This is a genomic window from Paraburkholderia lacunae (genome assembly GCF_003353175.1).
GTDB classification, from domain to species: Bacteria; Pseudomonadota; Gammaproteobacteria; order Burkholderiales; family Burkholderiaceae; genus Paraburkholderia; species Paraburkholderia lacunae.
Genome location: NZ_QHKS01000006.1, coordinates 11,918 through 37,512 on the forward strand (window position 1 = coordinate 11,918; position 25,595 = coordinate 37,512).

Here is a 25,595-nt window from a genome sequence, read left to right on the forward strand (position 1 = left end):
AATAGCTGAACGGCCGTCAGCCCGCTCACAGCAGCCCCATGGTCGAGCCTTTCAGTGTCGCCGCCGCGCGCGTGGAGCACCCGAGCTTGCGAAACACGCTTTCGACATGGGTGCGCACCGTGCTCGGACTCAGCGCCAGTTCGCGCGCGATCTCCTTGTTGCTCGCACCGTGGCTGATCGCACGCAATACGTCCGTTTCGCGCGCCGACAGACTCACCGCCTGCTGCCGTGAGCGGATGCCCCTACGCGGCTTAGGCTTGGAAACGATCAACGCGTCGACGACATCGCTGTCGAATCGTCCTTGGTCCGCTTCCGCGCGCAACACCTTCTCCGCTTCGTCCGCCGACATTGCATCGCGCCAAGGCCGCGGGGAGCGCAAGGCGACCCATGCCACCGACGCCGCGAGAATACGCGCCTCGAGCGTCAGCGCTTCGCGGCTCGCGCCCCGAAAATACCCAGAGCCATCGAGGCGTTCGTACGCGTAAGAAGCAAGCTCGGCCACGTGCGCGAGCGCCCCGCTTTGCTTGCCCGCGCGCGAAGTCCAATAGGGCACGAGCCGTACCTTCTCCCAAGCGGATGCGGATAGGCGTCCCGTCAATTGCCACAGCGAATTCGGCACCGCGGCGCGCCCTATGCCGTGAATCAGGCCTGCGCAGTAGAGGCGGTCCTGTGCTGGCGAGTCGAGCGCGAGCCGTTCGCAGCACGTGGCAGCGGTCGCCGCGACTGCGCGCGAGAATCCCGTCATCCAAGGCAGCTTGAGATCGATGACGTCGGCGATGAGCTCGGCCGACGTCGTCTGGCGCATCTGCAGCGTCATCAGCTCGTTGTCGGCCTGAGCCGCTTGAGTACGCTCCAGCGCATCCAGCCATTGCGCCCCCTGCGCGATGACGATCGTCGCCAAACGCTCCGGATAGCGCGCGTCGGCGTGGTGGGCGATCGATTTGAGCGCACGCTCGAGTCCGTAGACACGGCTGAATATTTCCAGGTCGCCTGCCAGCCACACCACGAATACGGCATCCGGAACCGCGGCGCCGGCCAGCCGGTCCGGCATGCCGCTGCCGTCCCACTTCTCGAACATGTGCCACAGGGCGGCCTCGGTCTCGCGCTCAAGCCCCATGATCCGAGCGACTTCGCTGGACACCTCGCAATGAATCTGCGTCAGGGGCGTCAGCGCGGCACTCACCCCGCCGAGCGTTTCGAGCGGTCTTGCCCAGTCGGGTCGCACCGCCAGCATGGCCTCTCGCCCCGCGACATCGTCGCCGAGCACATCGGCGAATCCCGACGCATTCGCGGTGCAACCGGACCAGCGCAACAGCGAAGCCTCCACCACCGCGGCGCGGCCGGATTCGTCCAAACCGGACGCGTGCGCCAGCCGGGCCGCGAGCCACGCCGTGCGCAACGAGTGGTCGGTCGGCTGGCCCATGCTGAGGTCGCCGATGAAGGCGAGCGCCTTGACCGCGTCGAAAACACGAATTGCGAAACCGTCGTCCTGCACCTCTGGCTATGCCTCCTCTAATCTGCTCCAAATGGCGTCCATCCAGGATGGGCACGATGCCCATCGCCGGCTTGCGTCGGGGTCGGTCATTTGACCGATACCGTCCGGACAGGCTGCTCGCGACACTATAGGCTCACCCAACACCTTTGAGGAAAAACCCATCATGAACCGTCAGTTGAAGAGATGTCTCGCATCGGCGCTATTGCTCGGCAGCGCATTTTCGCTCAACGCCGCCCATGCCGCCTCGCCGCAGGATCTGAAAGGAACGAACGTCGTCTTGGTGCACGGCGCTTTCGCCGACGGATCGAGCTGGGACAAGGTGATTCCGTTGCTCGAAGCGCGCGGTCTTCATGTGGTTTCGGTTCAGAACCCGCTCAGCTCGCTTGCGGATGACACGGCGGCCACCCAGCGCGCAATCGACCAGCAAACCGGTCCGGTCGTGCTCGTAGGCCATTCGTGGGGCGGCGCCGTGATCACCCAGGCCGGCAACGGCGACAGGGTCAAGGCTCTCGTGTACGTCGCCGCTCTCGTCCCGGATAGCGGCGAATCGGTCAACGACTTGTTCAAAGGCATGCCGGCGACGCCCGGGGCGCGCGAGATTAAGAAAGATTCCGCGAACTTCCTGACGTTGTCCACCAACGGGGTGGTGAACGATTTCGCCCAGGATCTTCCGCCGGCGCAAGCACGCATCCTCGCCGCGACACAGGGCCCCTGGTTCGCGGGCGCCCTGGACGACAAGGTGGGCACTGCGGCGTGGCACAAGAAGCCGTCATGGTACCTGGTCGCCAACGAGGATAGGATGATCGATCCGCACGCCGAGGAAGCGATGGCCAAGCAGATCGGCGCAACGACGACACATGTCGATTCGAGTCACGTCCCGATGTTGAGTCAACCGAAGGCGGTTGCCGACGCGATCATCGCAGCGGCTAGCAAAGTCCAGTAACAGCGGCATCCCCCGGCGTCAGAATAGTTGTCGTGTCGTCGCGGCTTGAACGCGCGTATCTGTCCAAATTTAGGAGAATCAAGATGGTCAGCAAGAACACGATTTGTCTCTGGTACGACGGCGCCGCGTTGGACGCCGCGAAGTTCTACGCCGAGACGTTCCCGGACAGCGCGGTGCGAGCCGTCCATCGCGCGCCTGGCGACTATCCCGCGGGCAAGCAGGGCGATGTCTTGACGGTCGAGTTCACGGTGATGGGTATCCCTTGTCTCGGCCTGAACGGAGGCCCGGCGTTCAAGCACAACGAGGCATTCTCGTTCCAGGTTGCGACCGATGACCAGGCCGAAACGGACCGCTTATGGAACGCGATTGTCGGAAACGGCGGCCAGGAAAGTGCATGCGGCTGGTGCAAAGACAAGTGGGGACTGTCGTGGCAGATCACTCCACGCGCCCTGACGGCCGCGATCGCCGATCCCGATCGAGCGGTAGCCAAGCGCGCGTTCGATGCCATGATGGGGATGGGACAGATCGACATAGCTGCGGTCGAAGCGGCTCGACGCGGCTGACGCTCTCGATGCCGGACCAGCCCGCGTCGCCGCGACTGAGCGTCCGCTTGCGTTGGTCGGGAACGGCTGTCCGGTTTATGCCATTCGGATTGGTCGCTGCTCGGCCAGGGCCATTAAGTCGGCAAGGGCAACTCGCCAAAGTCCGTTATGGAGCAAGTCGAGCGTCTCTTGTGGGGTCGTCCTGAGCCGGTCATCATCGGGCTCAATTCGGCCATCTCCTGCCATTCGCCTAGGTGCTCAGACGGACATTCAAACGTCGGGTGCACTTAGGCAGCGGTCGTTCCCGCCGCGCTAAAGTTCCTCGCGCCCAATACCGGTGGCGTGGGCGTCTTGCCCGGTCTGATCCTGCGGTCGCCGCGTGAATCATTTCCTAAAATGGACGCGACGCCTTCCAGTCACCCGATCAATTCTCAGTAGCCCTTTTGAATTGCCTAATCTATGCCTTGCATGCACTCCTTCGGATCAATGACCCCAAGGCTCTTGACGATCCTGAAACTACCATTTTTTGCCTGGGCAATGTACATATTCATTCGAACGTGATGCTGGCCGGGAACCATTTCAGCTGGACCACCTGGGCCCTCAGCGATCTTTGCGTGGTCTAGTGCCTTAAGGACATCTTCCTGCCTTAGCGAGCCTGCGTCATTCACAGCAGCCTCCCAGAGCCTCAGGCCTCGGTACATGCCTGAACACGCACTGCCAGCAGTGAACTTGGCATTGCCTAGATAGAGCTTGTCGTACTGATCGATCAATGTCCTACTGAAGGAATCGCTGACGTTTTGGTAGTAATCGAGGCAACTGTACAGACCCTCCACGTGTGCGGCTGGCACCAGGTTCAGGAAGTTCTCGTCGAAATACGTGCAGACTATGCATCCACCTCGCTTCGTAAAGCCAGAGTCGTAAAGCTGCTCGAGGAATGGCGTGAGCCCAGGAGGCACGATCGTATTGAATACCACCTGCGCACCGCTGGACGTGATCTTGTCAATAGTCTTGTTGTAGTCAGTGTGATCGAGGGGAAAGTACTCCTCTCCGACTATCGCGCCACCGTTGGCGGTGACAACTTGACGAACCTTCCTATTCATCGTGTGTGGCCAAATATAGTCAGCCGACGGCAAGTAGAATTTCTTCGCACCCGTTTCTTGCATCAACCACGGCATGAAAGGTTCAACCTGCTGCGCTGGCACCGGGCCGGTACAGAAGATGAGCGGGTCACATTCCTGTCCCTCGTATTGCTCTGGGTAAATGTAAAGCTTCTTGCCGTTCACTACAGCGGACCGCTTGATGGCCTGCCTCGTGGAGCTATAAATGCCACCGAAGATCACATCGACTTGATCTTGCAGGACGAGCTTGGCGGCTTTGGCTTCCGCTACGCTATCTGTAGTTGCGCTGTCCTCAAGGTACAGATCTATCTGCCGCCCCAACAAGCCACCCGTTGCATTGATGTCGTTAATTACCATCCTGGCCACATTTGCGTTGGCGATACCCATGAACGAGAGTGCACCCGTCTGGTCCGTGACTACTCCCACCTTGATGGATGATTCGTTCATGGCGTTCTCTCCTCTTGGAACTGGCTATTGGTGAATGAGCGCTGGCTTTCGAACGGTGCACTCGCACATGTGTTGGCGTGGCCTGACATATCTCTCGTCCTTGGGAAGCATGCTCACCCATACCAGCCTGAGCTTCGGTTCCTTGGGATGTCGGCTGTGACGGCGTTCTGTAACGATAGGTGCTCGCCCTCGCACCCAACCAGCATAGGTCAATTCAGGGTTGGCTTCCTCTCCAGCGGACGGGGTTCAATCCACGCGAACCGTCGACACGCGTAAATTTCACCTGAGGTCCGCTATTTCCCTTCGGGTCTAGCCCCACGCGCTGCTCAAACACCGCCGTATCATGCTTCATGACGCGCAGGCGATCCACCCGGGTCGTTCCGGAAAATCGCGGCCTCACCGGACGCCAGCTTGAATATGTTCACTGGATCGACACGGGGATCAACGCAGCCGATAATCAGCGTCTTTCCTGACGGCATCATTCGCCGATTGGGATTGAAGCCGTCGTGGGCGAACTCATCGTTACCGCGCATGAGGGTACCGAGATAGTCCACGATTCCTCCGTTGGTTGAGACAGGAAGGCGTCAGCCTGCTGAGGAAGCCGGGTCGACATCATCGCCTGCACGGCTTTGGGGTCGTCAACAAACGACTGATAGACACTGCGCGACTGCGCGCCGGCGACAATTTCGTCGTTCGTGCCGGCCTGTACGGCATCGAGCACGTCGGAGACGAGTTCCTGCGGCGTCATGCGCGGTTCCGGCATTTTGGCACCCATAGCCGTTTCGGTCTGCACTGCAAGCACGCCGATAACCCGCGTGCCCTGTGCACCGAGTTCAGCGCGAATGCTGCGCGTAAGCGACAGGCCGGCTGCCTTGGACGCCGAATAAGTTGCCGCCCTCGGCAGGCTCACCAGCGAGAGCATCGACAGCATGTTGACCACCGTGCCGCCACCCGCAGCCGCAAGGATCGGTGCGAAAGCGCGCGTCATCGCCAGCATACCGAAATAGTTAACCTCCATCTCGAGGCGCGCAGGGTCCATATCAGACGCAGCAATCGCGCCTTCGAAAGTGGAAATACCAGCGTTGTTGATGAGCAGCGTCGCATCCGTGGCTATACGGGCGGCAGCAACGACCTGGTCGGCTCGGGTCACGTCGAGTTGCAGCGGCACGAGGTGGCTGCCGCCATCGGCCAGCAACGCGCTGAGCGTGGTGGTGTCACGTGCTGCAATGTAGATCTTCGCAGCACCCCGTTTCAACAGGTCTGCAACGAATGCCCGTCCCATCCCGCCATTGGCGCCCGTAACGAGAACGACAGAGTTGGCAATCTCCATGATCATGGTCCTTTTCGTGGAAACGGCCAGCGCATGGCCGGCCCATGCGGTTAGCTGGCGTTAAGTTTGTCGGCATGAAGCTTCGCAAACTCGCCGACGCTCATTGAGCGCCGGCCGGTGAGCATCTCGACGTTGTTGTCGGCACCCGCCATGTAGCCGTTTTGATAGTCAAGCATTGCGCCGCCGAAATGCTGGACGACGTAGTCCGGCACCCCCATCTCCGTAAGCGAGGCTGTGTATTCCTCGATCGGCAGATACTGGAACACGATCTTGCGCCCTAGTGCGTCGCTCAGTTCAGCGGCCATTTGCTCGTGGTCCAGTTCGACGGGGCCCGAGAGGTTGATCGTAGTGCCAATATGGCCTTCCGGGTTTTGCAACAACGCGGCGATGGCACGCCCCTGATCATCGGTCGCGATGGGCGAATGGCGTCCCTTGCCGGCCGGCAAGCGCAGAAGGCCATGTTGCAGATACGGCAGTTGGAACGGATAGAGCAGCCATTCGAGGAACAACGTCGGCCGCAGATGAATCACCGGTACGCCCGACCAGTTGAACACCTCCTCGGCGATGAACGTGTCGCGACAGGAGTCGCTGGAGGAGTGGCGATTAGCGGAACGTTGCGACAGGTTGATCACCGCTTTGGTCCCGGCTTCCCTGGTTGCCTGCGCGAAGTTGACCGTGGCCGTGATAAGCCCTGGCGCAACGGGGTAGACGAAGTAGGCTGCATCGGCACCTTCCAGTGCGGAGCGGATCGAGTTGACATCGGACAGATCACCGATCACCACCTCGGCGCCCTGCGCCGCAATGGCTGCCGAACGTTCGTCGAGCTTGCGCACCATCGCGCGAACATTGAGCCCGAGAGCGATCGCCTTGCGGAAGGCGGCACGGCCCGTATCTCCGGTGGCTCCTGTAATCAGTACTTTCTTTGACATGACGGTAGATCCTTCGAAAAGAGAAATGACATGCTCACAACTGATCTCATTCAGCGTTTCTGTTCGACTTAAATTCGACAGATCACGCTTCTGCGAACTGGTTGAACTAGGGTGGGCGCGGCGTTGGATGGATAATGCGGCTACTCGCGGATCGTCGGTAGCCGGTCAATTCAGATAAGATCAATCTCCGTGCAGCATTAATCGGAGACGGGCGAGCCTTGAAAGACACCCTTACGTTAAAGCTCTGTACGCGCGTCGCCCGGCTCGGCAGCTTCTCCGCTGCGGCGCGTGAATGTGGCCTTGTTCAGTCGCAGGTTTCGCGAGTGATCGCGGAACTGGAGGCGAGCCTGGGTGTCCGGTTGCTTTCGCGCACTACCCGGCGCGTGGTTCCGACTGAGGCGGGACTCGAGTTTCTCGCGCGCGTCGAGCCGGCTCTCCCAGCGATCGAGGATGCCGAAAATAGTGTGCGCGAAACGGGTGAACTGCGCGGGCTACTGCGCATCGGCATGCCTGCAGTAATGGGTATGCGCATCATCATGCCCCGCCTGACGGCCTTCACGAAGCTACATCCCCTGCTCCATATCGAACTGCTACTCGACGACACATGGCAAGACCTGGTTCGTGATGCCGTCGACGTGGGCATCAGGGTAGGCCATCTACCGGATGCGTCAAGGACCGCGAAACTGATCGGAACGATGCACAGGGTTCTGGTTGCTTCGCCACCGACCCGATCGGCAGCGCGTGCTTTCGTCGACCTCATCGCCACCGAACTTCGAAACGACCCATCCCTGGCACCTACGTCGACGTGATCTCTCCCGGTCGAAGACAGGTTGCGCACGATCAGGCTGTCCGGACAGCCATCGATCCATCGCTGCCAATGTCGCCGGCGAATAAAGCATAACGTTCCCAGGTGCGCGGCACCGAATCCTGCGCGGACAAGAATGCCTTGACAATAAGAGCACATGCTCCTATCTTAGCTATAAGAGAGCATATGCTCTCACATTCAAATGGAGCAAAGCTATGAACCAGGCCGAAATACTTGTGAGCGGTGCAACCGGACGGACCGGAGGTATCGCTATTGACGAATTGCTCAAGATGGGCAGACGCGTGCGGGCATATGTGCGCACAGACGACGATCGGGCAGCCGCCCTGAGGCAGCGCGGAGTCGATATCGCCGTCGGGGACTTCACCGACATCAATGACATCCGCGCAGCCATGGAAGGAATCCGATCGGCCTATTTTCTTCATCCGATCGCGCCGGGAATCATCGGAGCTGCCGCCTATTTCGCGCAGGCCGCGAAGGAAGCGGGCGTCACGGCGATCGTCAACATGTCGCAGATTTCCGCGCGCCGGGAGTCGAAGAGCCACGCGGCCCAGGATCACTGGGTTTCGGAGCGGGTCTTTGATTGGTCAGGCGTTCCCACGACGCATCTCCGTCCAACCTTCTTTGCCGACTGGCTCGTCTATCCGCATTTTGCGAAGGAAATCTGGGCCACGAAGAAGATTGAGTTTCCCTTCGGCAACGGCCGTCACGCACCCATCGCCGCTGATGATCAGGGGCGGGTTATCGCCCATGTCCTGGCCAACCCCGAAGGCCACGGGGGCAAGACCTACGCACTCCATGGCCCCGTCGAGATGAACCATACCGAGATCGCCGAAGCGATGAGCGAGGTTCTCGGAGCCCGGATCGAATACGCGCCGACTTCCATCGAAGAGTTCCAGATCAAGATGGAAAACGTTTACAGATTCCCGCCGTTCCTCACGCAGCATCTGGTCGAGGTCGCTCAGAACTACCGTGACGGCGTCTTCTCGGGCACCAACGACGTCATCGAGAAAATTACCGGAAAGCCGCCCCTCTCGGTCCAGCAGTTCGTCGAGCAGAACCGGGCCGTATTCGCGTGAGCGCGGCCTCAAACGAGTCGAGGTTTGAACATGTCACCCATTCAGGATGAGCGTCATCCGTTTCTGGACGATCTGACTGCTGACGCGGAGTTGGTCAGTTCGGTATTGCGCGGCCCCGTCATCGGACGTGACGAAATCCGCGTGGCCGTCGACGCCGTCGGAACCTTCTACGCCTTGCAGACGCCCACGTTTGTCCAGACGGACGGTTCGCGGCTCGTTCTCGAGTACGAGGCCGTTCTGACCAACGGCGAGAACCTGAGCGCGGCCGTTGTAGTCGACCGCAACGCCGACGGATCGGTGCCGCGCGTGAGCGTCCGGATGAGTCCACTTGGCGCCGTGCTGACTCTCGCCGCTCATCTGCGGGAGACACTTTCAAAGCAGTTTCCGGAAAGCCTTTTTCTTTGAACCACGCGCCCGCCGGTCCGCGGCGGATGTTGCCTCACCGGAGGCACGCAGCTTTAAAAAAGGAACATGTCATGGATGTCAAGAACGCCACTGTCTTTATCACCGGCGCCAATCGCGGCCTGGGCCTGGCTTTTGCACGAGAGGCACGGCGGCGCGGGGCGGCGAAGGTATACGCGGGCATGCGTAACACGAGCGGCTTTGAAGAGCCGGGTATCGTGCCCGTCAGGATCGACGTTACGGATACGGCGTCGATCGCCACGGCCGCGGAACTGGCGGCAGACACGACTCTGCTGGTGAACAACGCGGGCATCGCCGCCCTGATCGACGGGCCTCTGGCGGATGACGTCGAAGCGCAATCCGCTCGCATGTTCGATACCAACTACTATGGCGTAGTGCGCGTCACGAAGGCCTTCGAGCCGATATTGGCCGCCAAGCCGGATGCGGCGATCATTAACGTGCTTTCCGACATCGTCTGGCTTCCGCGGCCCTATCTGGCACCGTATGCTGCATCAAAGGCAGCAGCGTGGAGTTATACGAATCAACTTCGCTTTCACCTGCAAGCGCGCGGAGTTCAGGTTCTCGGCCTGCACGTTGGGTTCGTGGACACCGACCTGACCAACGGCATTGACGTACCCAAAGCCAGCCCGGAGGACGTGGTGCGACAGACCTATGACGCACTCACCGCCGGCAAGAGCGAGATTATGGCCGACAAGGGAACAGCGATACTGAAGAGCACGCTTGCCGCTGAGGAACCCGGCTACATCACTCCGCCAGCAGGGCTTTGAACGGTGCAGATCACAAGAGTTGGATTCAGGAGCCAGAGACGAGGCGCGCAGATCACACTGAAACCAGCGCTTTCGGCGTCAGCTTTTTGTTGAAAGAGACCGCCGCACCTTCGCGCGTGCGCGTAGCGTTGTGGCAATCAAAGGAAATAAGGAGTGGAACCAGATGTTGCCGTTCGACCAGCCGCTTGGAATCGATCAATGCAACTGCTTCGCAGTGAGGAAGGCAAGCAGGCAGATTTCCCGCCTCTACGATAGTCATCTCGAACCGGCGGGCCTGCGCATCACGCAATTCCTCACTCTGGCTGCATTGGACGAGGTGGGAAGTGCAGCGGTCAACGCCCTTGCCGAACGGCTCGATATCGAACGGACGGCGATGGGAAAGATGGTCGGCTTCCTTGAACGCGACGGCTTCGTCACGATCAGGCCGTCGCCCACAGACGGCCGAAGCCGCCTCGTTGAGCTTACCGAAGAAGGACAGCGCCTGCACGAAAGAGCGGCGCCGCTCTGGCGGCAGGCGCAGCGGGAGTTCGAGCAACTGAACGGGGTAGAAAATGTCACAGCGTTACGGGAGGGGCTGAGAGGAGTGGTCGTCGGCGACGTGACGGTACGCTCAGCCGGGGACTGAAGCTCCACAAGAATCGCCACGAACGCACGAGACCGCGGCTGCCTGGGCGACAGGACGGTTAAGGCGTCGACAAACACGAATGTGGCAGGACGGATTGAATCCGCAAACCCACAGCGGGCGCACGCAATCGGTAACGGCGATTCGCTGCTCAGAGTCGCCTGCTTTCCTTCCAGCGGCAACAGAACTGCCGTGCAAAACCGTTCCTGGATCTGACGGCGGCAAAGCTGGCTATAGCCGCCATCGGTCGATGGTCGCATCGGCGGCTGCTAGAAGAAGTGCAGGAGCAGCCTGTGCGAAGACCGATGTCCGAAGCCCCCTGATTGTGTTGAAAAAGTCGCCCGTGGTATGGATTGTTGGGTATCCTGGAAGACGTCGATCGGCGGGAGTGATTCGTCATGATGGGTCAACTGGGCAGCGGACAGGACAAGCTTTTCTACTCGTTCAACCTCGATAATCACGTCCCTCGCGAGCACCTGTTGAGAGGCATCGATGACTTCCCGGATCTGCATGATCTACGCCAGCATCTCGCGCCGTTCTAGAGCCCGATGGGACGGCCATCGATTGATCCGGAGCTCATGATCCGCATGTTGATTGTGGGCTACTGTTTCGGCATCCGGTCCGAGCGCAGGCTATGCGAAGAGGTGCATCTGAACCTGGCATATCGATGGTTCTGCCGCCTGGGTCTGGAGGACGCCGTACCCGAACACTCGACATTCTCAAAGAACCGCCACGGTCGCTTCCGCGATAGCGATGTGCTACGCCATGTGTTCGAGTCGGTCTTGTGCCGGTGCATGAGCGAAGGGCTCGTAAAGGGTGAAGGATTCGCGATTGACGCGAGCATCATCAGAGCCGACGCGAGCTCTGCACGCGGTGTTCCGGGTTCTGATCCCATCGACTGGGGATGCGTCAAGGGACAAAGCCGTGCCGTGCGCGAGTATCTGGAAGCATTGGAAGTAGCGAATCCAGCGGGCACCGAAGCGGCGGATACGACAGAGACATTGACGCCGCCAAAGAGGATATCCCTGACGGATCCCGCTGCGAGCTGGACAGCCGCCAAGGGTAGCCCAGCGTTCTTCGCCTACTCGACCAATTATCTGATTGACCTGCAGGCAGGGATCATCGTTGACGTCGAGGCGACGCCCGCGAACCGCTCGCACGTAGTGGAATCAATCAGGACGATGATTGACCGCGTTGAGCGGCGGCATGATCTCAAACCTCGACGTCTTGCAGGCGACACCGCGTATGGCTCAGCAGCGATGCTTGCCTGGATGATCGAAGAGAAGGAAATTGCACCACATGTTCCGGTCTGGGATAAAACGACGCGCAAGGACAATACATTGTCCAGCAGCGAGTTCCAGTGGGATGAACTGGCCAATGAATATCGCTGTCCCACCGGGCACACACTGCGCAGTGATCGGCGCAAATTCAGGAATCCGCGCTCGCGCGTCACGAAGGCTGACACGATCATCTATCGCGCAAGTCAGTTCGACTGCGAGAGCTGTTCGATGAAGGATCGCTGCTGTCCGAATACACCATTCCGCAAGATCGCCCGCAGCATCCATGAAGCTGCGCGTGACGAAACGAGGCGTATTGCGAAGACGCCTGAATACAAGCGATCTTGCCGTGAGCGAAAAAAGGTGGAAATGCTCTTTGCCCATCTCAAACGCATCCTGAAGCTGGACCGTCTGCGCCTGCGGGGTCCAAGCGGTGCCCATGATGAATTCCTGATGGCAGCGACTGCGCAAAACCTGCGAAGAATGGCCAAGCGGTTCACGCCAGAAACCAAGCAGATGAACCAGGCAGTTGCATGACGAGCAACGGGGACCGTTGCCTCGTTCAAGTTCGCTGCGTCGCCGATCGCCACAACCCGAAAATGAGCTGCCAACTCCTCTGTATCCGACCAAAACGCGACTTTTTCAACACAATCATCGAATAGCGACCTTTTGCTTCTGCATAGATTGAAGGCCGCCTACACCTGTTCCGTCGGACAGTCGTGAATCGACACAGCGAAACTGGCACGTTCGATCTCACGCGACGTCCACTACGATTTTCCCGCGTGCAGTGGCGTTCGTGATGGCGTCGTAGGCAAGTTCCGCGGACCGCAGGTCGAACCGGCGAGGATCGAGATTCGGCATGAGCTTGCCGGCTTCGATCAACCGTGTGGCCTCGCGCAGCATCGCTCCGTGATGCGCGCGATGCATGCCCGTCAGGAGCGGATAGAGGGTGAAGACCCCAGAGTACGTCGCTTCTCGAAACGACAGCGGAGCCAGCGCATGCGTACCCCAACCCAACGCGCTGACGACATGGCCAAAATGCTTGACTGCCGCAAACGACGCATCGAGCGATGGGCCGCCGACGGTGTCGACCACGACGTCGAAGCCTGTGTCCTGCGTCAACGATGCGACATACTGCTCGACCGATTGCGACCGGTAGTCGATGGGCGTAGCGCCCAGCCGCGTAACGAGATCGTGGTCGCGTGAACTCGCTGTTGCAAAGACCTGGGCGCCGAGTGCGCGCGCCAGTTGCACCGAGACATGCCCGACACCGCCTGCTCCGCCTTGCACCAGCACAGTTTGGCCCGCTTGCAGATGGGCCCGGTCGACGATGCCGGAATAGGAGGTGATGAACGCGAGGGGCAGCGCCGCGGCTTCACGCATCGATAGATTGGCCGGCTTGATCGCTAGCAGGTCGGCATCGACCGCCGCATACTGGGCCAGCGAGCCCTGAATGCCACCGACGCCGCCCGTCATACCGTAGACCTCGTCGCCGACATTGAAAGCGGTCACGCCGGGCCCGACGGCATCGACTACACCAGCCATATCGATGCCGAGCACCAGCGGCAGCGGATGCTTCGCATGCGTTGCGCTGCCAGCGCGGATCTTGGTATCGAGCGGATTGAGACCGCTTGCGGCAATGCGCACGCGCACCTGGCCGTGTGCGGGCTCGGGCATCGAGATTTCGGTCAATTCGAGCGGGCCGTTGTAGCGATTGAGGACGAGCGCCTGCATGGTCATGATCGTTTCCTATCGGGTTGCTTTCCCGTCGAACGAACGGGTCAATGCGTTCATCATGATTTATGCTAAAACGCATGTAAATCAATGTTTCTGCACGGGAGCCATACAAGAATGAATGACGCCTACCTGGATTGGGGCGATGTCCGGATCTTTCTGGCGATTGCCCGCTGCGGCACGCTGGGGGCAGCAGCGAAGCGCGTGGGCCAGACCCAGCCCACCATGGGGCGCAGGTTGCGTGCACTCGAAGAAGCGCTCGGGCATACGCTGTTCCAGCGCACGAGCGATGGCTTTGTCCTGACGGATGACGGCGCGGCGGTGCTCGCCTATGCCGAGCGAATGGAGGAGGAAGCGCTTGGCTTCACGCGCGCGCTCACCGGGAAAGAGACCCAGTTGACGGGTCTGCTGCGCGTCTCGTCGTCGGACTGGTTCGGCATACACATACTCACGCCGGTGTTCGCGCGCTTTCTGGCGAAGCACCCGGGCATCTCGTTGGAACTCGTCACGGATTCGCGCCTCTACAACCTCGCGCGGCGCGAGGCGGATCTGCTGTTCCGCATCACGCCGTTCGGCGAACCCGACGTCATCCAGCGCAAGCTGATGCGCATCGACTATGCGTTGTACGGGCACGTCGATCTCGTCCCGCCGTCACGCGGGGAGGGTGACGGCTACACGCTGATTAGCATGGACAGCGAGTTCGGCTCGCTGCTCGACGTCGAGTGGGTCATGCGCATGCTGCCCCGGGCCAGGATCGTGTTCGGCAGCAATAATCGTGGAGTACAGGCACGCATGTGTGCTGAAGGATCTGGCTTCGCCGTGCTGCCGTGTCCGCTTGGCGATGCGACGCCGGGCATCCGACGGGTCGATTTAGGCGAAGCGCCGCCGGGTCGCGAAGTCTGGCTTGGCTATCACCGTGATTTACGTCGCGTCGCGCGACTGCGCGCACTTCTGGATGCAACGATCGATGCGCTAGCGAACATTTGAGTGAGGCGGACAATCAGCACCTCCGCGCGGTCTGCGTCCGCTTCGCTGGACCGCCTTTCAAACAAAGCGACCAGGTTTTCGCAGCAATTGTCCCCAGGTGGCGATACGGCTTTGCTCAAGCCGCCGGCCGCGCGAACGGCCGTTGTTGCCAGGAACTGGCCGATTCGTACATGGCAACTCGAAGTGCCGCTTCGGAACGAACGCGGTCCTTCACCGCACTTCTGAGGTCGGCCGCCAGAAGGAGGCGTTCGCGGCATGCCCTCAAATTCGATGACCGGCACCACCACGACGTCTCAGCGTTGGCTCAGATACATCTTCGCTTGCCGTACCTCCGGCCGCACCGTATCGGCGTTTTGCGTGAGCACGACCAGCTTCCCGTAATACGCCTTGGCTTTCTGCTGGTCCTTCGCCATCGCCGCCGCTTTAGCTGCGCCATAGAGGCCGCGCAGGCGGTTGGGGGTCGCTTGCATGGCAGCCTCATAGGCTGTCAGTGCCTCGGCTGGTCGCTTCATCTCGAGCAGCATGTCACCCAGCAGTTCGCGCATCGGGTAGAGCCGGTTTTCCATGGCGACGTGCTTCTCGCTCCCGTCCTCCAGGTTTGCGGCGGCGCGCATGAGCTTCAGTCCCTGTTCATGCTTGCCCTGGGCGCGGGCCGTCCAGGCCGAGGCGGCCAGGATCTGCACCTGGACCTGTTCGGCCCAGTACGGCTGCCTGGCCTGCTCAAGCTTGGTGCGCAATTGCGTGAGCATGTCGATGTTGGGCTGAGCCATGTCGGGTTGATCGCTGCGCGCAGATCCCAGGGCACGGGCGAAATAGGTGATCGCCTGGGCTTGCGGCCAACTGCTGGCGCGTGGCTCTAGCTGGGCAGCCTCCTGCCAGGCGCCGCGCTCAAGCGCATAGCGTGCCGGAATGGCGGCTAGGCCCGTATCGGTTCCCAGCCGGTCGAAGGGAAACTTCGTGGCCGCATTGGCCTCATCGCGCACCTGTTTGGCATGCGCGTCCTGGCCCATCTGCAAATACGCGTATTCCATGAAATCCCATGAATGGGGTGCGGATGCGTGGGTTGCGCCCGGCCAGCTCCTGGCGGCTTCGTCCTTCATCACCGCCAGTGCGGCCTGGTTCGATTTGACCGAGTCCTCCCACATGCCGAGCATCGAGTAGATGTGCGAGGGCATGTGCAGCGCGTGCGGCGCCGCGGGTGCGATCTGGGCGTAAAGATTGGCGAACGGTAATCCGCGCCGCGCGAGCGGCGCATAGTCGTAGCTGTGGATCAGGTAATGAGCGACGCCCGGATGGTCGGGCTGCTCCCGGTAGATTTTCTCCAGAATCGCCGCGGCCTTGAGCTGCATGGCGTAGGTTTTGTCGCTGGCCTGCGCGGCCTCGTTGAGCGCGAGGGCATAGAAAATTGCCGCCTCCGAATCATCGGGGTACTTCTGCATCAATCGTTCCATCGCCTGCTCGTAGGCGAGGGTGCGCTGGTCCTGGGGGACCGTGTCGTAGTCTTTAAAAAACACCTCGGCAGCCAGCAGCCAGTCGCGTTCCCGCTCGGTCTTGGGACCCAGGGCCAGGCCCTTTTGCACCGCGTCCAGACCGCGTTTAAGCGCCGCCTCGTCGAACGGACTGACCAGTGGATTGGGGCGCTGGGCAATGGCTAGCCCCCAGTAAGCGATGGCGCACTGCGGATCGATCTGCGTGACGGCTTCGAACGCTTTGAGCGTCGCCGGATAAAAGAACGAATGCAGCATCGCCAGGGCTTTGTCGAACTGGGCCTGTGCAGCGGGACTGCAAGAGGTTGGGAACTTCACCGTGCCGAGCTTCGCGGTACCCGGCTCTCCATGGGCATGTTCTTCTTCCTGGCCAAGGGCGGGGCTGACAGCAAGGATCGCGATGACACTGGCGACGACAAGGCACTTGTTCTTCATGAGATGCCTCCAATAAACCACGGTACCGCTGGAGACGGCATCAGTCGCAATGGTCGAACCGCGTTGTGATTTCTGGTCGCAGCCGCTACCTCTTCGGCGAACCATTTTTGGCGGAGGGATTTCGTCTGACGCTGGATTGGGGATGCGAAGAGGGATGCGTAGATAGTTCCTTCACTCTAGTAACGGCGACGGCGGCGTAACAAGATGAAAAAACCCTGATCACGGAGGGACGTCGTCCCCCCGGCATTCAAGCCGCGGGAGATCTCGGCCATCCGGGTTCGAATGCAGATTGAACTCCCTGCCTCGCTCCTTTTCTACGGGCGCTAGGCTGCTACCGATTTTGTGGACGCTGCGATTGAATGACGGCTGTTGCAGGCGGCGACTGACGGCACCAGGATTTTGGACCGCTTCCCAGGTTTACTACGACGGCACAGTTGCTACACTTGGTAAGGGTCGCGGATATCAGGTGTGCGCGGCCTTCTCAATTAGTTGCACGCACTACACGCTGTCGGAAAGAGCAGCTAGAAGCTGCAGACATTGGTTGCGCGGCGTGCTTGTCTCGTTGGTCCATTAAACAGGAGGATCCAATCATGCAAACTGTTATAAGGAGATATTCCGGAAAGGGTGCAAAGGAGTTATTCGATCTGCTGGAGAAGCGCACGGCTGACGTCGAAGAACTGATGCGTTCGGTCAAAGGCTTTGTCGGCTACACCCTCGCACGCAGCGACGATGGCGGATTCTCGGTGACTGTTTGCCAGGACAAGGCCGGCATCGATGAAAGCGTGCAGAAGGCGAAGGACTGGATCGCGAAAAACGCCGGAAACACGGGCGCGGCCGCGCCGGAAGTATCGGAGGGATCAGTCCTCATTCACCTGAAGTAACTTTGCCTTGCGACTAGCCAAACGAATTGCGCCCGTTCGGTGATCTTCTCATCACGATGCAAGGGCGCGCCGCAAGGTTGGGTCCATGAGTTGATAAAGCGGCGCAATCACAACGTGGCGCAATCGAGCCTATTCGTGTCTTTGAGGGAAGTGCCGATGACTACGTCGCTGCTTGTCGCGCATATGTCGCCCGAGTCAGGGCAAGTGGTAAAGATATTCAAATATCCAAACGCGGGCCATTTGTTTGATTGGCGAGCGCTGAAGCAACCGATGCCACTTCCCCAAGCACAGTCGACCCGGAACTGCCAGTTAGAAGAAATAGAGGGAGGCAAGATCATCAATGCGAAAACGAAACAACCCTTCTCGTACGGTGATGCGTGTGTCGAACGTGGATATACCCTGGCCTACAACGAGAACGCATCCTCCGAGGTTAGGAAGGCGTGGACCGCTCACTCCGGCTTGCGTGATTTCCTAAACGCGCTGTGCAACTCGTCGGGCGAGACCGCGCGCCTCCCGGGGCCGCCCACGGACCGGCCTCGTTTGGGATCGAGCCAAGGCGGAACAGACGGTGCCGGCTGTCCGCCTTGACCCAGAAACGGTGCGGCGCGTTTACGACAGACTACTTGGCCGGCATGGGCGCAAGTGCCTCATGCGTCCCCGCGGCGCGCTGCGGTGCCTTGTGAACCATCGTGTACGCATAGTCCACGCCCATGCCGTACGCGCCGGAATGCTCCCTGACGATGTCCATCACCGCGTCGTATGTATCCCTGCGCGCCCAGTCGCGTTGCCATTCCAGCATCACCGGCTGCCACGTCATCGGTATGACGCCCGCCTGGATCATGCGCTGCATCGCATAGTCGTGTGCCTCTTTCGAGGTACCGCCGGACGCGTCGGCCACCATATAGATTTCGTAGCCGCCTTCGTTCATTGCGCACAACGCGAAGGTGATGTTGCAGACCTCAGTCCACAGGCCCGAGACCACGACCTTCTTGCGTCCGTTCGCGGCCAGCGCGTCACGTACTTTCTGGTCATCCCACGAATTCATTGACGTGCGCTCGAGCAGCTTCTGCCCCGGGAACACATCGAGCAGCTCCGGATAGGTGAAGCCGGAGAAGCTTTCGCTTTCCACAGTCGTAATGATGGTGGGGATCTTGAAGACCTTGGCCGCCTTCGCAAGGCCTACGACATTGTTCTTTAGCACCTGGCGGTCGATCGACTGGACGCCGAACGCCATCTGCGGTTGCTGGTCGATAAATATGAGCTGACAGTTGTCGGGTGTCAGCACTTCAAGCTTGGAGTTGCTCATGGTTTGATCCATCCAGTCAGTCGGTGAGTCGGACGTCTTCAAACGATCGGACATCCGATCATGAACGGCACCTCGAATGAAGTGCCACGGGTAATGAACTCATTAGCGAGAAACCACGAATGTTGCACTGCGCGAATCGAGTCGACAGGATCGGCGTGAGCGAATGCTGTCGGCGGAACGGCCCGACTACCAAGAAGCCTAGAAATCCGACAGTGAAAAATCAAGACGGGATCGCGCAGGTGATGTCGCTCTTCGTCCGGCCTGCTGCCAGCGCACGTCAGCATCGAGCCGTCTCAGGGATTCGCAGCCTTCTGCAGACAAATATCGCATCCGCAAACAACCCAAACTGCTGGCGATACCGTCCCAAATGAACTACTTTTTGTTCATGCTAACGGGGCGTGCTGCGGACTCAGGGTCATGGCGTTGCGCCCACCACCGCGTCCATCTGGCAGCCACCTTCTCCTGATTTTCAAACCCTTCACAGGAGCATCGCCAAGGAGGCAAGCCGATGAAGCTCTATCTCTTTTCACTGCTCGCCGGTCTGCTGGTCGGCGTGATCTACAGCCTGCTTCATGTGCGCTCGCCGGCGCCGCCGCTCGTCGCGCTGGTCGGACTGCTTGGCATTCTGGCCGGCGAGCAGATCGTTCCCGTCGCGAAGCAAATGCTCGCGGGATCGGGTCTTCACACGGCGTGGAGTGAGTCGAAGTGCAACCAGCACATGTTCGGTACCTTGCCTGGGCGTCAGGCGGGCGATACCAAGCTTGCGGCCACGGCGAAATCACCGGAGAAGCATTCATGAACCAGCAAGTGGACATTCCCGATCTGATTCTTCATAACGGCCGCCTGACGACGCTCGACCGCAGCAATCCTCAGGCGAGCGCGGTTGCAATACGGCAAGGCGTGTTCACCGCGGTCGGCAGCGAGGCGGACGTCATGCCGCTCGCTGGCGGCAGTACCCAGGTGATCGACCTGCGAGGACTGCGGGTGCTACCCGGTCTCATCGACAACCATCTCCACATCATCCGCGGCGGCCTGAATTACAACATGGAGCTGCGCTGGGACGGCGTGCGCTCGCTCGCCGACGCGATGACCATGCTGAAGCACCAGGTGGCGATCACCCCTGCGCCGCAATGGGTGCGGGTGGTGGGAGGCTTCACGGAGCATCAGTTCGCGGAAAAGCGCCTGCCCACGATCGACGAAATCAACGCTATTGCACCCGACACACCGGTGTTCATTCTGCATTTGTACGACCGCGCGATCCTCAACGCTGCGGCACTGCGCGTGGTGGGCTACACGAAGGACACACCCGAGCCCACGGGAGGCGAAATCGTGCGCGACCGGGCTGGTAACCCGACGGGCCTGCTGCTCGCCAAACCGAACGCTGCGATTCTGTACGCCACGCTTGCGAAGGGGCCGAAGCTTCCGTTCGAGTACCAGCTCAATTCCACGCGCCATTTCATGCGGGAGCTGAACCGTCTGGGCGTGACCGGCGCGATCGACGCCGGCGGCGGCTTCCAGAATTACCCCGACGACTATGCAGTCATCCAGAAGCTGTCCGATGCTGGGCAGCTCACTATCCGGCTCGCCTACAACCTGTTTACACAGAAACCGAAGGGGGAAAAGGAAGACTTCCTGAACTGGACGAAGACGTCGACCTACAAGCAGGGCAACGATTACTTCAGGCATAACGGTGCGGGTGAGATGCTGGTGTTCTCGGCCGCCGACTTCGAGGACTTCCGCGTGCCGCGTCCGGACATGCCCGTTGAAATGGAAGGCGAACTGGAAGAAGTCGTACGCCTGCTCGCGCAGAACCGCTGGCCGTGGCGTATGCACGCCACCTACGGCGAAACTATCAGCCGCGCGCTCGACGTATTCGAACGTGTGAACCGTGACATCCCGCTCAAGGGTCTGAACTGGTTTTTCGATCACGCGGAAACCATCACGGACAGCTCGATCGATCGGATCGCCGCCCTTGGCGGCGGCATCGCCATCCAGCATCGCATGGCCTATCAGGGCGAATACTTTGTCGAACGTTACGGTATGCCGGCGGCAGAGGATACGCCCCCATTCGTGCGCATGCTCGAAAAGGGTGTGAAGGTGTCGGCCGGCACCGATGCGACGCGTGTTGCTTCATACAACCCGTGGGTAGCGCTCGCCTGGCTTGTAACGGGCCGGACCGTGGCAGGCATGCGGCTCTATCCGCAACGTAACTGCCTTGACCGTGAAACTGCCCTACGCATGTGGACGGAGAACGTCACCTGGTTTTCGAACGAGGAAGGCAGGAAGGGGCGAATCGAAGCCGGGCAGTTCGCCGACCTGATCGTACCGGACCGCGACTACATGTCGTGCCCCGAGACGGACATCCCCGATACGACGTCGCTGATGACGCTGGTGGGCGGCAAGATCGTGTTTGCTGCCGGTCCCTTTGCCGAGTTTGACTCACCGGTACCGCCTGCCATGCCCGACTGGTCGCCGGTGCGCAAGTACGGCGGCTATGCCGGCTGGGGCGCGGCGCAAGGCAGCAATGGCGCGCCCCTGCAGCGCGCTGCAACACAGTCGTGCGGCTGTGCGAGCGCGTGTAGCGTGCACGGCCATGCACACGGGCGTGCGTGGTCGCGCAATATTCCGGCATCGGATCTGAAGAGCTTCTGGGGTGCGCTCGGTTGTTCATGCTGGGCGGTGTGATATGGCGCGCGACGACGAGGTACAGACACGGCGTTCGGGCTCGGCCTTCGTCGAATGGGCGCGCTCGCTGATGAGCGCGCCCGCTGTGAGATGGATCGCGTTGCTCGGGCTTTGCTCGGCGTATCTGCAGGGCGGTCTCGCGAAAGCCATGGATTTCAGCGGCGCGGTGGCGGAGATGGCTCATGCCGGACTCGAGCCCGCCGCGCCGATGGCGATTGCGACAATCGCGCTGGAGCTGGCGGCGCCAATCGCCATCCTCACGGGCCGTTATCGCTGGCTTGGTGCGCTCGCGCTCGCTGCTTTCACACTGATGGCGACGTTCCTCGTCAACCGTTTCTGGGAAATGGCGCCACCCAATCGCATGCCGACTGCCAATGCCTTTTTCGAGCATCTCGGTCTGGTGGGAGGATTCCTGCTGGTCGCATGGCACGACGTTGCAGACAAACGTGCCCGTTAGTCGGACGCGCGGCGAGACTGATGCTTGGTTGGCGAAGAATGACTACGCACCTGAACTCGCTATTGCTGTTATGACTGACGTCAGTCCTCCCCACGTTCTCGTGGTTGATGACAACGCGGCCATTCGCGAACTGATGTGCTTGGCACACCGCAACTGACATCGGACGTGCGCGCGATCATCATCAAGGGCGTCCACGAGGAGGTTCAGGCGCGCTCCATACAGGAGCCGGCGACTCATCGCGATGAGGTTCTGATGGGGCGGCTTCGGCTGCGAGACAAGGAGCGCTGACTTTCGCTGAAGGGCGCCGCGAAACTCGCGAATCACGGCGTTTGTTAGGGGCGAAAACGACGGGCATGCGTCTTTTGCATCGGCCACGGCCGAGTGCAGGCGGCGGACACCGTCGCGTGCATGACCTTTACGTCTTGGAAGCGATCCGGGAAGGGTAAGACGACACCTTCGAACCGAGTGCTTTTGCGTTTTCACCCGCCCTCGGCCATACGCGGCCGGTCGACATACGTCCTTAAACTGTTGACAATCGCTGACCCAAGCGGGAGCAGCCGCTGGTTAAACTACGGTTTCCAAGCAGTGGTGTGACAGACGTTGAATGGCCTGCGCCACACGAACTCGGCGACCGGAAGTTCGCCTGCCCATGAAACGAAAGGAGAGACCTCATGCCAAGGGTTGAGCGAGCGCGACTGGCTCTGCTTATCGACTCTGTCTGGCGCATGGTGCTTTGGCTCGGATTTCGGCTCGCTCGCGCCTGGTGGCACCTTCGACGGCCTCGCCATGAGGGCGCGCTAGTAGCGATCTACGTCGGGCGGGCGCTGTTGCTGGTGAAGTCATCGTACCGGGCCGAGTGGGGTCTTCCCGGCGGTAGTATCCGGCCCGGTGAGACGCCTGACTTGGCGGCGCAGCGCGAAATGGAGGAGGAGATTGGTCTCTCGTCGTACCCATTACGCCCCGCGGGCAGCGTCTGCGGCATCTGGGACGGGCGAAGAGACCGGGTGCATTTCTTTGAATTGCACCTCGATTGCATACCCGAGCTGCGCCTTGATAATCGTGAGATCATCGCCGCGCATCTGGCATCGCCGGAGGAATTGCATGGCATCGCGCTGACAAAGGCGGTCGCCGCGTATCTCGGTAGAGATCGCTGCTGATTCAAGCGGTGACCAACGTAATCGAAAAGCTGTCCCAACCTTTCGCGCCAACGGGTTGTATTGCGGTGCTATCGAGGCGTGGATCGAAGCTGGCCAGTTCGAAATACTTTCTGATGCCGGTAACGTCCGGATCGCTGATGTTTTCATCGGCTATCGATTCGGCGAATATGACGTGCGGGCGAAAATCTGTTCGACTCACCAGCGCACCATCGAAAGCGTGCCGGTCTACTTGTCCACATCCAGCAGCGCCTCGGCGGTGATAACGGTACAGTATTCCGGGTCCAGATTGGCAAGCGACATCGCGTGCACGTCTTCCGCGCTTCTCAGGTTGCCGTTCCAGTCCTTTCGATCAAACGTGAAGCAACAATCGGCCGCGAGGAAGGTCGCGAAGCCAAGGTTGCCGGCCATACGAACGGTCGCCTCGACGGAATTGTTGGTGATGACGCCGACGACTACCAGCGTGTCATGGCCTTGCACGCGGAGTCGCCCTTCCAGATTCGTACCTATAAAGGCATTGTTGGTCTGTTTCGGGATGACCGGCTCGCCGGCGGCCGGAGCGGCCTCCGACTTGAAGTCGTGTCCGGCTTGGCCCGGCCGGTAATGCGAGCCGGGTTCCGTCGAATCGTGCCGAATGTGCCACACCGGCCAGCCGTTACTGCGCCAGTGAGCGAGCAAACGTGCAATTTGCGTTTCGGCAAGCGGGTTGTTTCTCTTCCCCCAGCTTGGATGGTCGATCGCTTTCTGAAGATCCACCAGCAAAAGGACGGCACCGGCAGGGGGGAGCAAGGAAGCCATTTTGTGATCGTGCGTGAGTGAACTTGGTCGCGAAGCGATTCGCTTGAGGACTTTACCCCAAGTCTGCTGCGAGCTCGGGAGTAGCGGCTTGTGATCGGCTCGGTCCGGGCATGAAGGGTCATTCGCACGCACCGTCGCCCAGACATTCAGGCGTCGGTCCCACTCAGGGAACGGCCATTCGATTCGCAATGTTGAGGTGTTGCCTGTCGGCCGGAGCCGTCATTCAAGTATCCAGGCTGGTGTGTCGGTTATCGGCTACTGATCGGTCGTTCGTCACTCAGGAACTGCAGCGGTAGAACCGCGTTGCATCCGCGCATGCGAAGCGTCAGAATGGACGTTCTCCACCTGTGAATACAGGAGGATGTATGCGCATCCTGGTGGTCGGGGCGACAGGGCTCCTCGGTAAAGAAATCGTCGGTTTGCTGTCGTCCGATCACGACGTGATCGGCGCGAGCCGCAAAGGGTCGGCCATCGCCGTCGACATCTCGCGCAAGGAATCGGTGGTCGCGATGTACATGCAGGCGCAGCCGCTGGATGCGGTGGTGTGCGTCGCCGGCACTGCAAGATTTGCGCCGCTCGACACGCTCGCAGACGATGACTTCGCGTTCAGCCTCGCGAACAAGCTGATGGGCCAGGTGAATCTGGTTCGCTGCGGCATATCGAGCATCAAACAGGGCGGCTCGATCACGTTGACGAGCGGTGTGCTCGCGCATCACCCGATCGCGGGCAGCGCAGTGGTGAGCATCGTCAATGCCGGTGTGGAAGCGTTCGCCCACGCTGCGGCGCTCGAACTGAAAGACAGGCTGCGCGTGAATGTCGTGAGTCCGGGCTGGGTGGCCGAAACGCTTGAGGCAATGGGGCGCAATCCGAATGACGGCGTGCGCGCGTCGGTCGTCGCACATGCGTTTCGCAAGTGCGTGGAAGAAGACATCACCGGGCAGGTCGTGTCGGCAACTCATTGACGCGCACCATGACAGATTGCCTCTTTGCGGCGCCCGATCTCATCGCGGATGCCCAAGCCCGATTCGACGCGCTGACGAATTACGAGGTGACGGTCCGGTCGACACCGTCCGCAGGCGTTCCGGTCGAAGTTCGCTATTGCTACCGCAAGCCGGGATTCATCCGGATGGACTTCATCCGCCCGCATGCCGGCGCCGTCCTCGCCTACAATCCGGAGACGGACAAGGTGACGCTCTGGCCATTCGGCTTTCATACGTTCCCACGGCTTGCGCTCGCACCCGACAATCCATTGATCCAAGGCCCGAACGCTCACCGTATCGATCGCTCCGATATCGGCGCCCTGCTGGGGCATGTCCGTGAACTTCAGCGCCATGGCGAGACGCAAATCGCGGGCCAAGAGGCGGTTGGCTCGCGCCACGCCGTACATCTGGTCATCTCGGGCGCGCCGGAGCACGACGCGGCCGGCGATGGCTGCTATCAGCTGTGGCTCGACGTGATGACTGGTCTGCCGATCAAGGTGATCAGCGCAGACGGGCGCGGCGAACTGATCGAAACCGTGCTGATGGAAGACCTTCGCGTCGATGTACCTGAAATCGAGCCGTTTCTATAACCCTTCCGCATGCTGACCGCGTCACGCAACACCGTTCGCGACCGTCGGCTTCCTGCCGGTCAGCCTTCCTGAGGTTTCTCGTCAAGGTTGCTCGCGACCCCGGCCTTCTTGTGCGACCCGTCGCAGAACGGTTTGTTGTTTGCGTGACCGCATCGGCATAGCCAGACTTCATCCTTGCTCACCTCGATAGGCTTACCGCCCTGAGTGGTGATCCTAAATTCACCCTGGATGCGGTATGGGCCGTCATTGATCGGCGTGACGATAGCAGTTGGCATTTGCGTCTCCCATGGCTTTGAACCGGGGACC

The 25,595-nt window shown here is 60.5% G+C and carries 24 protein-coding genes and 1 pseudogene; 16 read left to right on the forward strand and 9 right to left on the reverse strand.

The genetic code is table 11. The features are described from left to right. Positions 1 to 25: 25 nt before the first annotated feature. The gene (locus DLM46_RS10175; RefSeq protein WP_115100654.1) at positions 26 to 1,495 is read right to left on the reverse strand and encodes an HD domain-containing phosphohydrolase; all 1,470 of its coding nucleotides are present in this window, start codon (positions 1,493 to 1,495) and stop codon (positions 26 to 28) included. A gap of 163 nt (positions 1,496 to 1,658) precedes the next feature. On the opposite strand from DLM46_RS10175, the gene DLM46_RS10180 reads away from it, so the two are divergent. After that, positions 1,659 to 2,438, forward strand: a complete 780-nt coding sequence (locus DLM46_RS10180) for an alpha/beta fold hydrolase (protein WP_115100655.1) — start codon at positions 1,659 to 1,661, stop codon at positions 2,436 to 2,438. Positions 2,439 to 2,521: 83 nt separating this feature from the next. Continuing rightward, a complete protein-coding gene (locus DLM46_RS10185) occupies positions 2,522 to 3,001 on the forward strand; it encodes a VOC family protein (protein WP_115100656.1) in 480 nt (159 codons plus the stop codon). Between the two features lie 431 nt (positions 3,002 to 3,432). Here DLM46_RS10185 and DLM46_RS10190 read toward each other — a convergent pair whose 3' ends face one another. The 3 genes from DLM46_RS10190 to DLM46_RS10200 form a co-directional block, all read right to left on the reverse strand. After that, positions 3,433 to 4,545 (reverse strand): substrate-binding protein, encoded by a 1,113-nt coding sequence (locus DLM46_RS10190; RefSeq protein WP_115100657.1) that lies wholly within the window; start codon positions 4,543 to 4,545, stop codon positions 3,433 to 3,435. A gap of 478 nt (positions 4,546 to 5,023) precedes the next feature. Next, the gene (locus DLM46_RS10195; protein ID WP_341868583.1) at positions 5,024 to 5,881 is read right to left on the reverse strand and encodes an SDR family NAD(P)-dependent oxidoreductase; all 858 of its coding nucleotides are present in this window, start codon (positions 5,879 to 5,881) and stop codon (positions 5,024 to 5,026) included. 44 nt (positions 5,882 to 5,925) lie between these two features. Continuing rightward, positions 5,926 to 6,804: an NmrA family NAD(P)-binding protein gene (locus tag DLM46_RS10200; protein WP_115100658.1), complete on the reverse strand. Its 879-nt coding sequence runs from the start codon at positions 6,802 to 6,804 to the stop codon at positions 5,926 to 5,928. 218 nt (positions 6,805 to 7,022) lie between these two features. Here DLM46_RS10200 and DLM46_RS10205 point away from each other — a divergent pair, with 218 nt between their 5' ends. The 6 genes and pseudogenes from DLM46_RS10205 (at position 7,023) to DLM46_RS10230 (ending at position 12,332) form a co-directional block, all read left to right on the forward strand. Next, positions 7,023 to 7,613 carry a LysR family transcriptional regulator gene (locus DLM46_RS10205; protein ID WP_115100659.1) on the forward strand — a complete coding sequence of 197 codons (591 nt, stop codon included), beginning with the start codon at positions 7,023 to 7,025 and terminating at the stop codon, positions 7,611 to 7,613. Between the two features lie 211 nt (positions 7,614 to 7,824). Beyond that, positions 7,825 to 8,706, forward strand: coding sequence for an NmrA family NAD(P)-binding protein (locus DLM46_RS10210; RefSeq protein WP_115100660.1), 882 nt, complete (start codon positions 7,825 to 7,827; stop codon positions 8,704 to 8,706). 30 nt (positions 8,707 to 8,736) lie between these two features. Continuing rightward, positions 8,737 to 9,111 carry a hypothetical protein gene (locus DLM46_RS10215; RefSeq protein ID WP_115100661.1) on the forward strand — a complete coding sequence of 125 codons (375 nt, stop codon included), beginning with the start codon at positions 8,737 to 8,739 and terminating at the stop codon, positions 9,109 to 9,111. A 71-nt stretch (positions 9,112 to 9,182) separates the two neighbouring features. Then, positions 9,183 to 9,896, forward strand: a complete 714-nt coding sequence (locus DLM46_RS10220) for an SDR family oxidoreductase (RefSeq protein ID WP_115100662.1) — start codon at positions 9,183 to 9,185, stop codon at positions 9,894 to 9,896. A 163-nt stretch (positions 9,897 to 10,059) separates the two neighbouring features. Beyond that, positions 10,060 to 10,521 carry a MarR family winged helix-turn-helix transcriptional regulator gene (locus DLM46_RS10225; protein WP_115100663.1) on the forward strand — a complete coding sequence of 154 codons (462 nt, stop codon included), beginning with the start codon at positions 10,060 to 10,062 and terminating at the stop codon, positions 10,519 to 10,521. A gap of 395 nt (positions 10,522 to 10,916) precedes the next feature. Then, positions 10,917 to 12,332: pseudogene (locus tag DLM46_RS10230) on the forward strand (transposase). A 216-nt stretch (positions 12,333 to 12,548) separates the two neighbouring features. Here the strand turns inward: DLM46_RS10230 and DLM46_RS10235 are convergent. Next, positions 12,549 to 13,535: a zinc-dependent alcohol dehydrogenase family protein gene (locus DLM46_RS10235; protein WP_115100664.1), complete on the reverse strand. Its 987-nt coding sequence runs from the start codon at positions 13,533 to 13,535 to the stop codon at positions 12,549 to 12,551. A gap of 111 nt (positions 13,536 to 13,646) precedes the next feature. On the opposite strand from DLM46_RS10235, the gene DLM46_RS10240 reads away from it, so the two are divergent. Further along, positions 13,647 to 14,516, forward strand: a complete 870-nt coding sequence (locus DLM46_RS10240) for a LysR family transcriptional regulator (protein ID WP_115100665.1) — start codon at positions 13,647 to 13,649, stop codon at positions 14,514 to 14,516. A 293-nt stretch (positions 14,517 to 14,809) separates the two neighbouring features. Here DLM46_RS10240 and DLM46_RS10245 read toward each other — a convergent pair whose 3' ends face one another. Then, positions 14,810 to 16,438, reverse strand: coding sequence for a tetratricopeptide repeat protein (locus DLM46_RS10245; protein WP_244306053.1), 1,629 nt, complete (start codon positions 16,436 to 16,438; stop codon positions 14,810 to 14,812). 590 nt (positions 16,439 to 17,028) lie between these two features. On the opposite strand from DLM46_RS10245, the gene DLM46_RS10255 reads away from it, so the two are divergent. After that, positions 17,029 to 17,319, forward strand: a complete 291-nt coding sequence (locus DLM46_RS10255) for a hypothetical protein (RefSeq protein WP_115100668.1) — start codon at positions 17,029 to 17,031, stop codon at positions 17,317 to 17,319. A 619-nt stretch (positions 17,320 to 17,938) separates the two neighbouring features. Here the strand turns inward: DLM46_RS10255 and DLM46_RS10265 are convergent. After that, positions 17,939 to 18,625 carry a hydrolase gene (locus tag DLM46_RS10265; protein ID WP_115100927.1) on the reverse strand — a complete coding sequence of 229 codons (687 nt, stop codon included), beginning with the start codon at positions 18,623 to 18,625 and terminating at the stop codon, positions 17,939 to 17,941. A 508-nt stretch (positions 18,626 to 19,133) separates the two neighbouring features. Here DLM46_RS10265 and DLM46_RS10270 point away from each other — a divergent pair. The 4 genes from DLM46_RS10270 to DLM46_RS10290 all read left to right on the forward strand — a co-directional run bounded on the left by DLM46_RS10270 (position 19,134) and on the right by DLM46_RS10290 (position 22,924). Next, on the forward strand, positions 19,134 to 19,424 hold the full coding sequence (locus tag DLM46_RS10270) for a XapX domain-containing protein (RefSeq protein ID WP_115100669.1): 291 nt from the start codon (positions 19,134 to 19,136) through the stop codon (positions 19,422 to 19,424). Further along, on the forward strand, positions 19,421 to 21,310 hold the full coding sequence (locus DLM46_RS10275) for an amidohydrolase (RefSeq protein WP_115100670.1): 1,890 nt from the start codon (positions 19,421 to 19,423) through the stop codon (positions 21,308 to 21,310). The genes DLM46_RS10270 and DLM46_RS10275 overlap by 4 nt, the downstream gene beginning before the upstream one ends. Positions 21,311 to 21,380: 70 nt before the next feature. Continuing rightward, complete coding sequence (locus DLM46_RS10280) at positions 21,381 to 21,767, forward strand: DoxX family protein (RefSeq protein ID WP_115100928.1); 387 nt, start codon at positions 21,381 to 21,383, stop codon at positions 21,765 to 21,767. Positions 21,768 to 22,438: 671 nt separating this feature from the next. Beyond that, a complete protein-coding gene (locus tag DLM46_RS10290) occupies positions 22,439 to 22,924 on the forward strand; it encodes an NUDIX domain-containing protein (RefSeq protein ID WP_115100671.1) in 486 nt (161 codons plus the stop codon). 225 nt (positions 22,925 to 23,149) lie between these two features. Here DLM46_RS10290 and DLM46_RS10300 read toward each other — a convergent pair whose 3' ends face one another. Further along, the gene (locus tag DLM46_RS10300; protein ID WP_115100673.1) at positions 23,150 to 23,719 is read right to left on the reverse strand and encodes a cysteine hydrolase family protein; all 570 of its coding nucleotides are present in this window, start codon (positions 23,717 to 23,719) and stop codon (positions 23,150 to 23,152) included. A 365-nt stretch (positions 23,720 to 24,084) separates the two neighbouring features. On the opposite strand from DLM46_RS10300, the gene DLM46_RS10305 reads away from it, so the two are divergent. Together DLM46_RS10305 and DLM46_RS10310 are read left to right on the forward strand one after the other, a co-directional pair. Beyond that, entirely contained in the window at positions 24,085 to 24,681 is a 597-nt protein-coding gene (locus DLM46_RS10305; RefSeq protein ID WP_115100674.1) for a short chain dehydrogenase, read from the forward strand. Beyond that, positions 24,678 to 25,289, forward strand: coding sequence for a sigma-E factor regulatory protein RseB domain-containing protein (locus DLM46_RS10310; RefSeq protein WP_244306054.1), 612 nt, complete (start codon positions 24,678 to 24,680; stop codon positions 25,287 to 25,289). The genes DLM46_RS10305 and DLM46_RS10310 overlap by 4 nt, the downstream gene beginning before the upstream one ends. Positions 25,290 to 25,348: 59 nt before the next feature. On the opposite strand, the gene DLM46_RS10315 is transcribed toward DLM46_RS10310, so the two are convergent. Next, positions 25,349 to 25,564, reverse strand: coding sequence for a CDGSH iron-sulfur domain-containing protein (locus tag DLM46_RS10315; RefSeq protein ID WP_115100676.1), 216 nt, complete (start codon positions 25,562 to 25,564; stop codon positions 25,349 to 25,351). Positions 25,565 to 25,595: the final 31 nt, after the last annotated feature.

Bases quoted from the DNA above. Each gene is read 5' to 3' on its own strand.
- DLM46_RS10245 (WP_244306053.1), bottom strand. From the start codon at position 16,438: ATGAAGAACAAGTGCCTTGTCGTCGCCAGTGTCATCGCGATCCTTGCT.
- DLM46_RS10255 (WP_115100668.1), top strand. From the start codon at position 17,029: ATGCAAACTGTTATAAGGAGATATTCCGGAAAGGGTGCAAAGGAGTTA.
- DLM46_RS10300 (WP_115100673.1), bottom strand. From the start codon at position 23,719: ATGGCTTCCTTGCTCCCCCCTGCCGGTGCCGTCCTTTTGCTGGTGGAT.
- DLM46_RS10210 (WP_115100660.1), top strand. From the start codon at position 7,825: ATGAACCAGGCCGAAATACTTGTGAGCGGTGCAACCGGACGGACCGGA.
- DLM46_RS10225 (WP_115100663.1), top strand. From the start codon at position 10,060: ATGTTGCCGTTCGACCAGCCGCTTGGAATCGATCAATGCAACTGCTTC.
- DLM46_RS10190 (WP_115100657.1), bottom strand. From the start codon at position 4,545: ATGAACGAATCATCCATCAAGGTGGGAGTAGTCACGGACCAGACGGGT.
- DLM46_RS10280 (WP_115100928.1), top strand. From the start codon at position 21,381: ATGAGCGCGCCCGCTGTGAGATGGATCGCGTTGCTCGGGCTTTGCTCG.
- DLM46_RS10220 (WP_115100662.1), top strand. From the start codon at position 9,183: ATGGATGTCAAGAACGCCACTGTCTTTATCACCGGCGCCAATCGCGGC.
- DLM46_RS10180 (WP_115100655.1), top strand. From the start codon at position 1,659: ATGAACCGTCAGTTGAAGAGATGTCTCGCATCGGCGCTATTGCTCGGC.
- DLM46_RS10195 (WP_341868583.1), bottom strand. From the start codon at position 5,881: ATGATCATGGAGATTGCCAACTCTGTCGTTCTCGTTACGGGCGCCAAT.
- DLM46_RS10235 (WP_115100664.1), bottom strand. From the start codon at position 13,535: ATGACCATGCAGGCGCTCGTCCTCAATCGCTACAACGGCCCGCTCGAA.
- DLM46_RS10275 (WP_115100670.1), top strand. From the start codon at position 19,421: ATGAACCAGCAAGTGGACATTCCCGATCTGATTCTTCATAACGGCCGC.
- DLM46_RS10270 (WP_115100669.1), top strand. From the start codon at position 19,134: ATGAAGCTCTATCTCTTTTCACTGCTCGCCGGTCTGCTGGTCGGCGTG.
- DLM46_RS10185 (WP_115100656.1), top strand. From the start codon at position 2,522: ATGGTCAGCAAGAACACGATTTGTCTCTGGTACGACGGCGCCGCGTTG.
- DLM46_RS10265 (WP_115100927.1), bottom strand. From the start codon at position 18,625: ATGAGCAACTCCAAGCTTGAAGTGCTGACACCCGACAACTGTCAGCTC.
- DLM46_RS10200 (WP_115100658.1), bottom strand. From the start codon at position 6,804: ATGTCAAAGAAAGTACTGATTACAGGAGCCACCGGAGATACGGGCCGT.
- DLM46_RS10240 (WP_115100665.1), top strand. From the start codon at position 13,647: ATGAATGACGCCTACCTGGATTGGGGCGATGTCCGGATCTTTCTGGCG.
- DLM46_RS10215 (WP_115100661.1), top strand. From the start codon at position 8,737: ATGTCACCCATTCAGGATGAGCGTCATCCGTTTCTGGACGATCTGACT.
- DLM46_RS10315 (WP_115100676.1), bottom strand. From the start codon at position 25,564: ATGCCAACTGCTATCGTCACGCCGATCAATGACGGCCCATACCGCATC.
- DLM46_RS10290 (WP_115100671.1), top strand. From the start codon at position 22,439: ATGCCAAGGGTTGAGCGAGCGCGACTGGCTCTGCTTATCGACTCTGTC.
- DLM46_RS10305 (WP_115100674.1), top strand. From the start codon at position 24,085: ATGCGCATCCTGGTGGTCGGGGCGACAGGGCTCCTCGGTAAAGAAATC.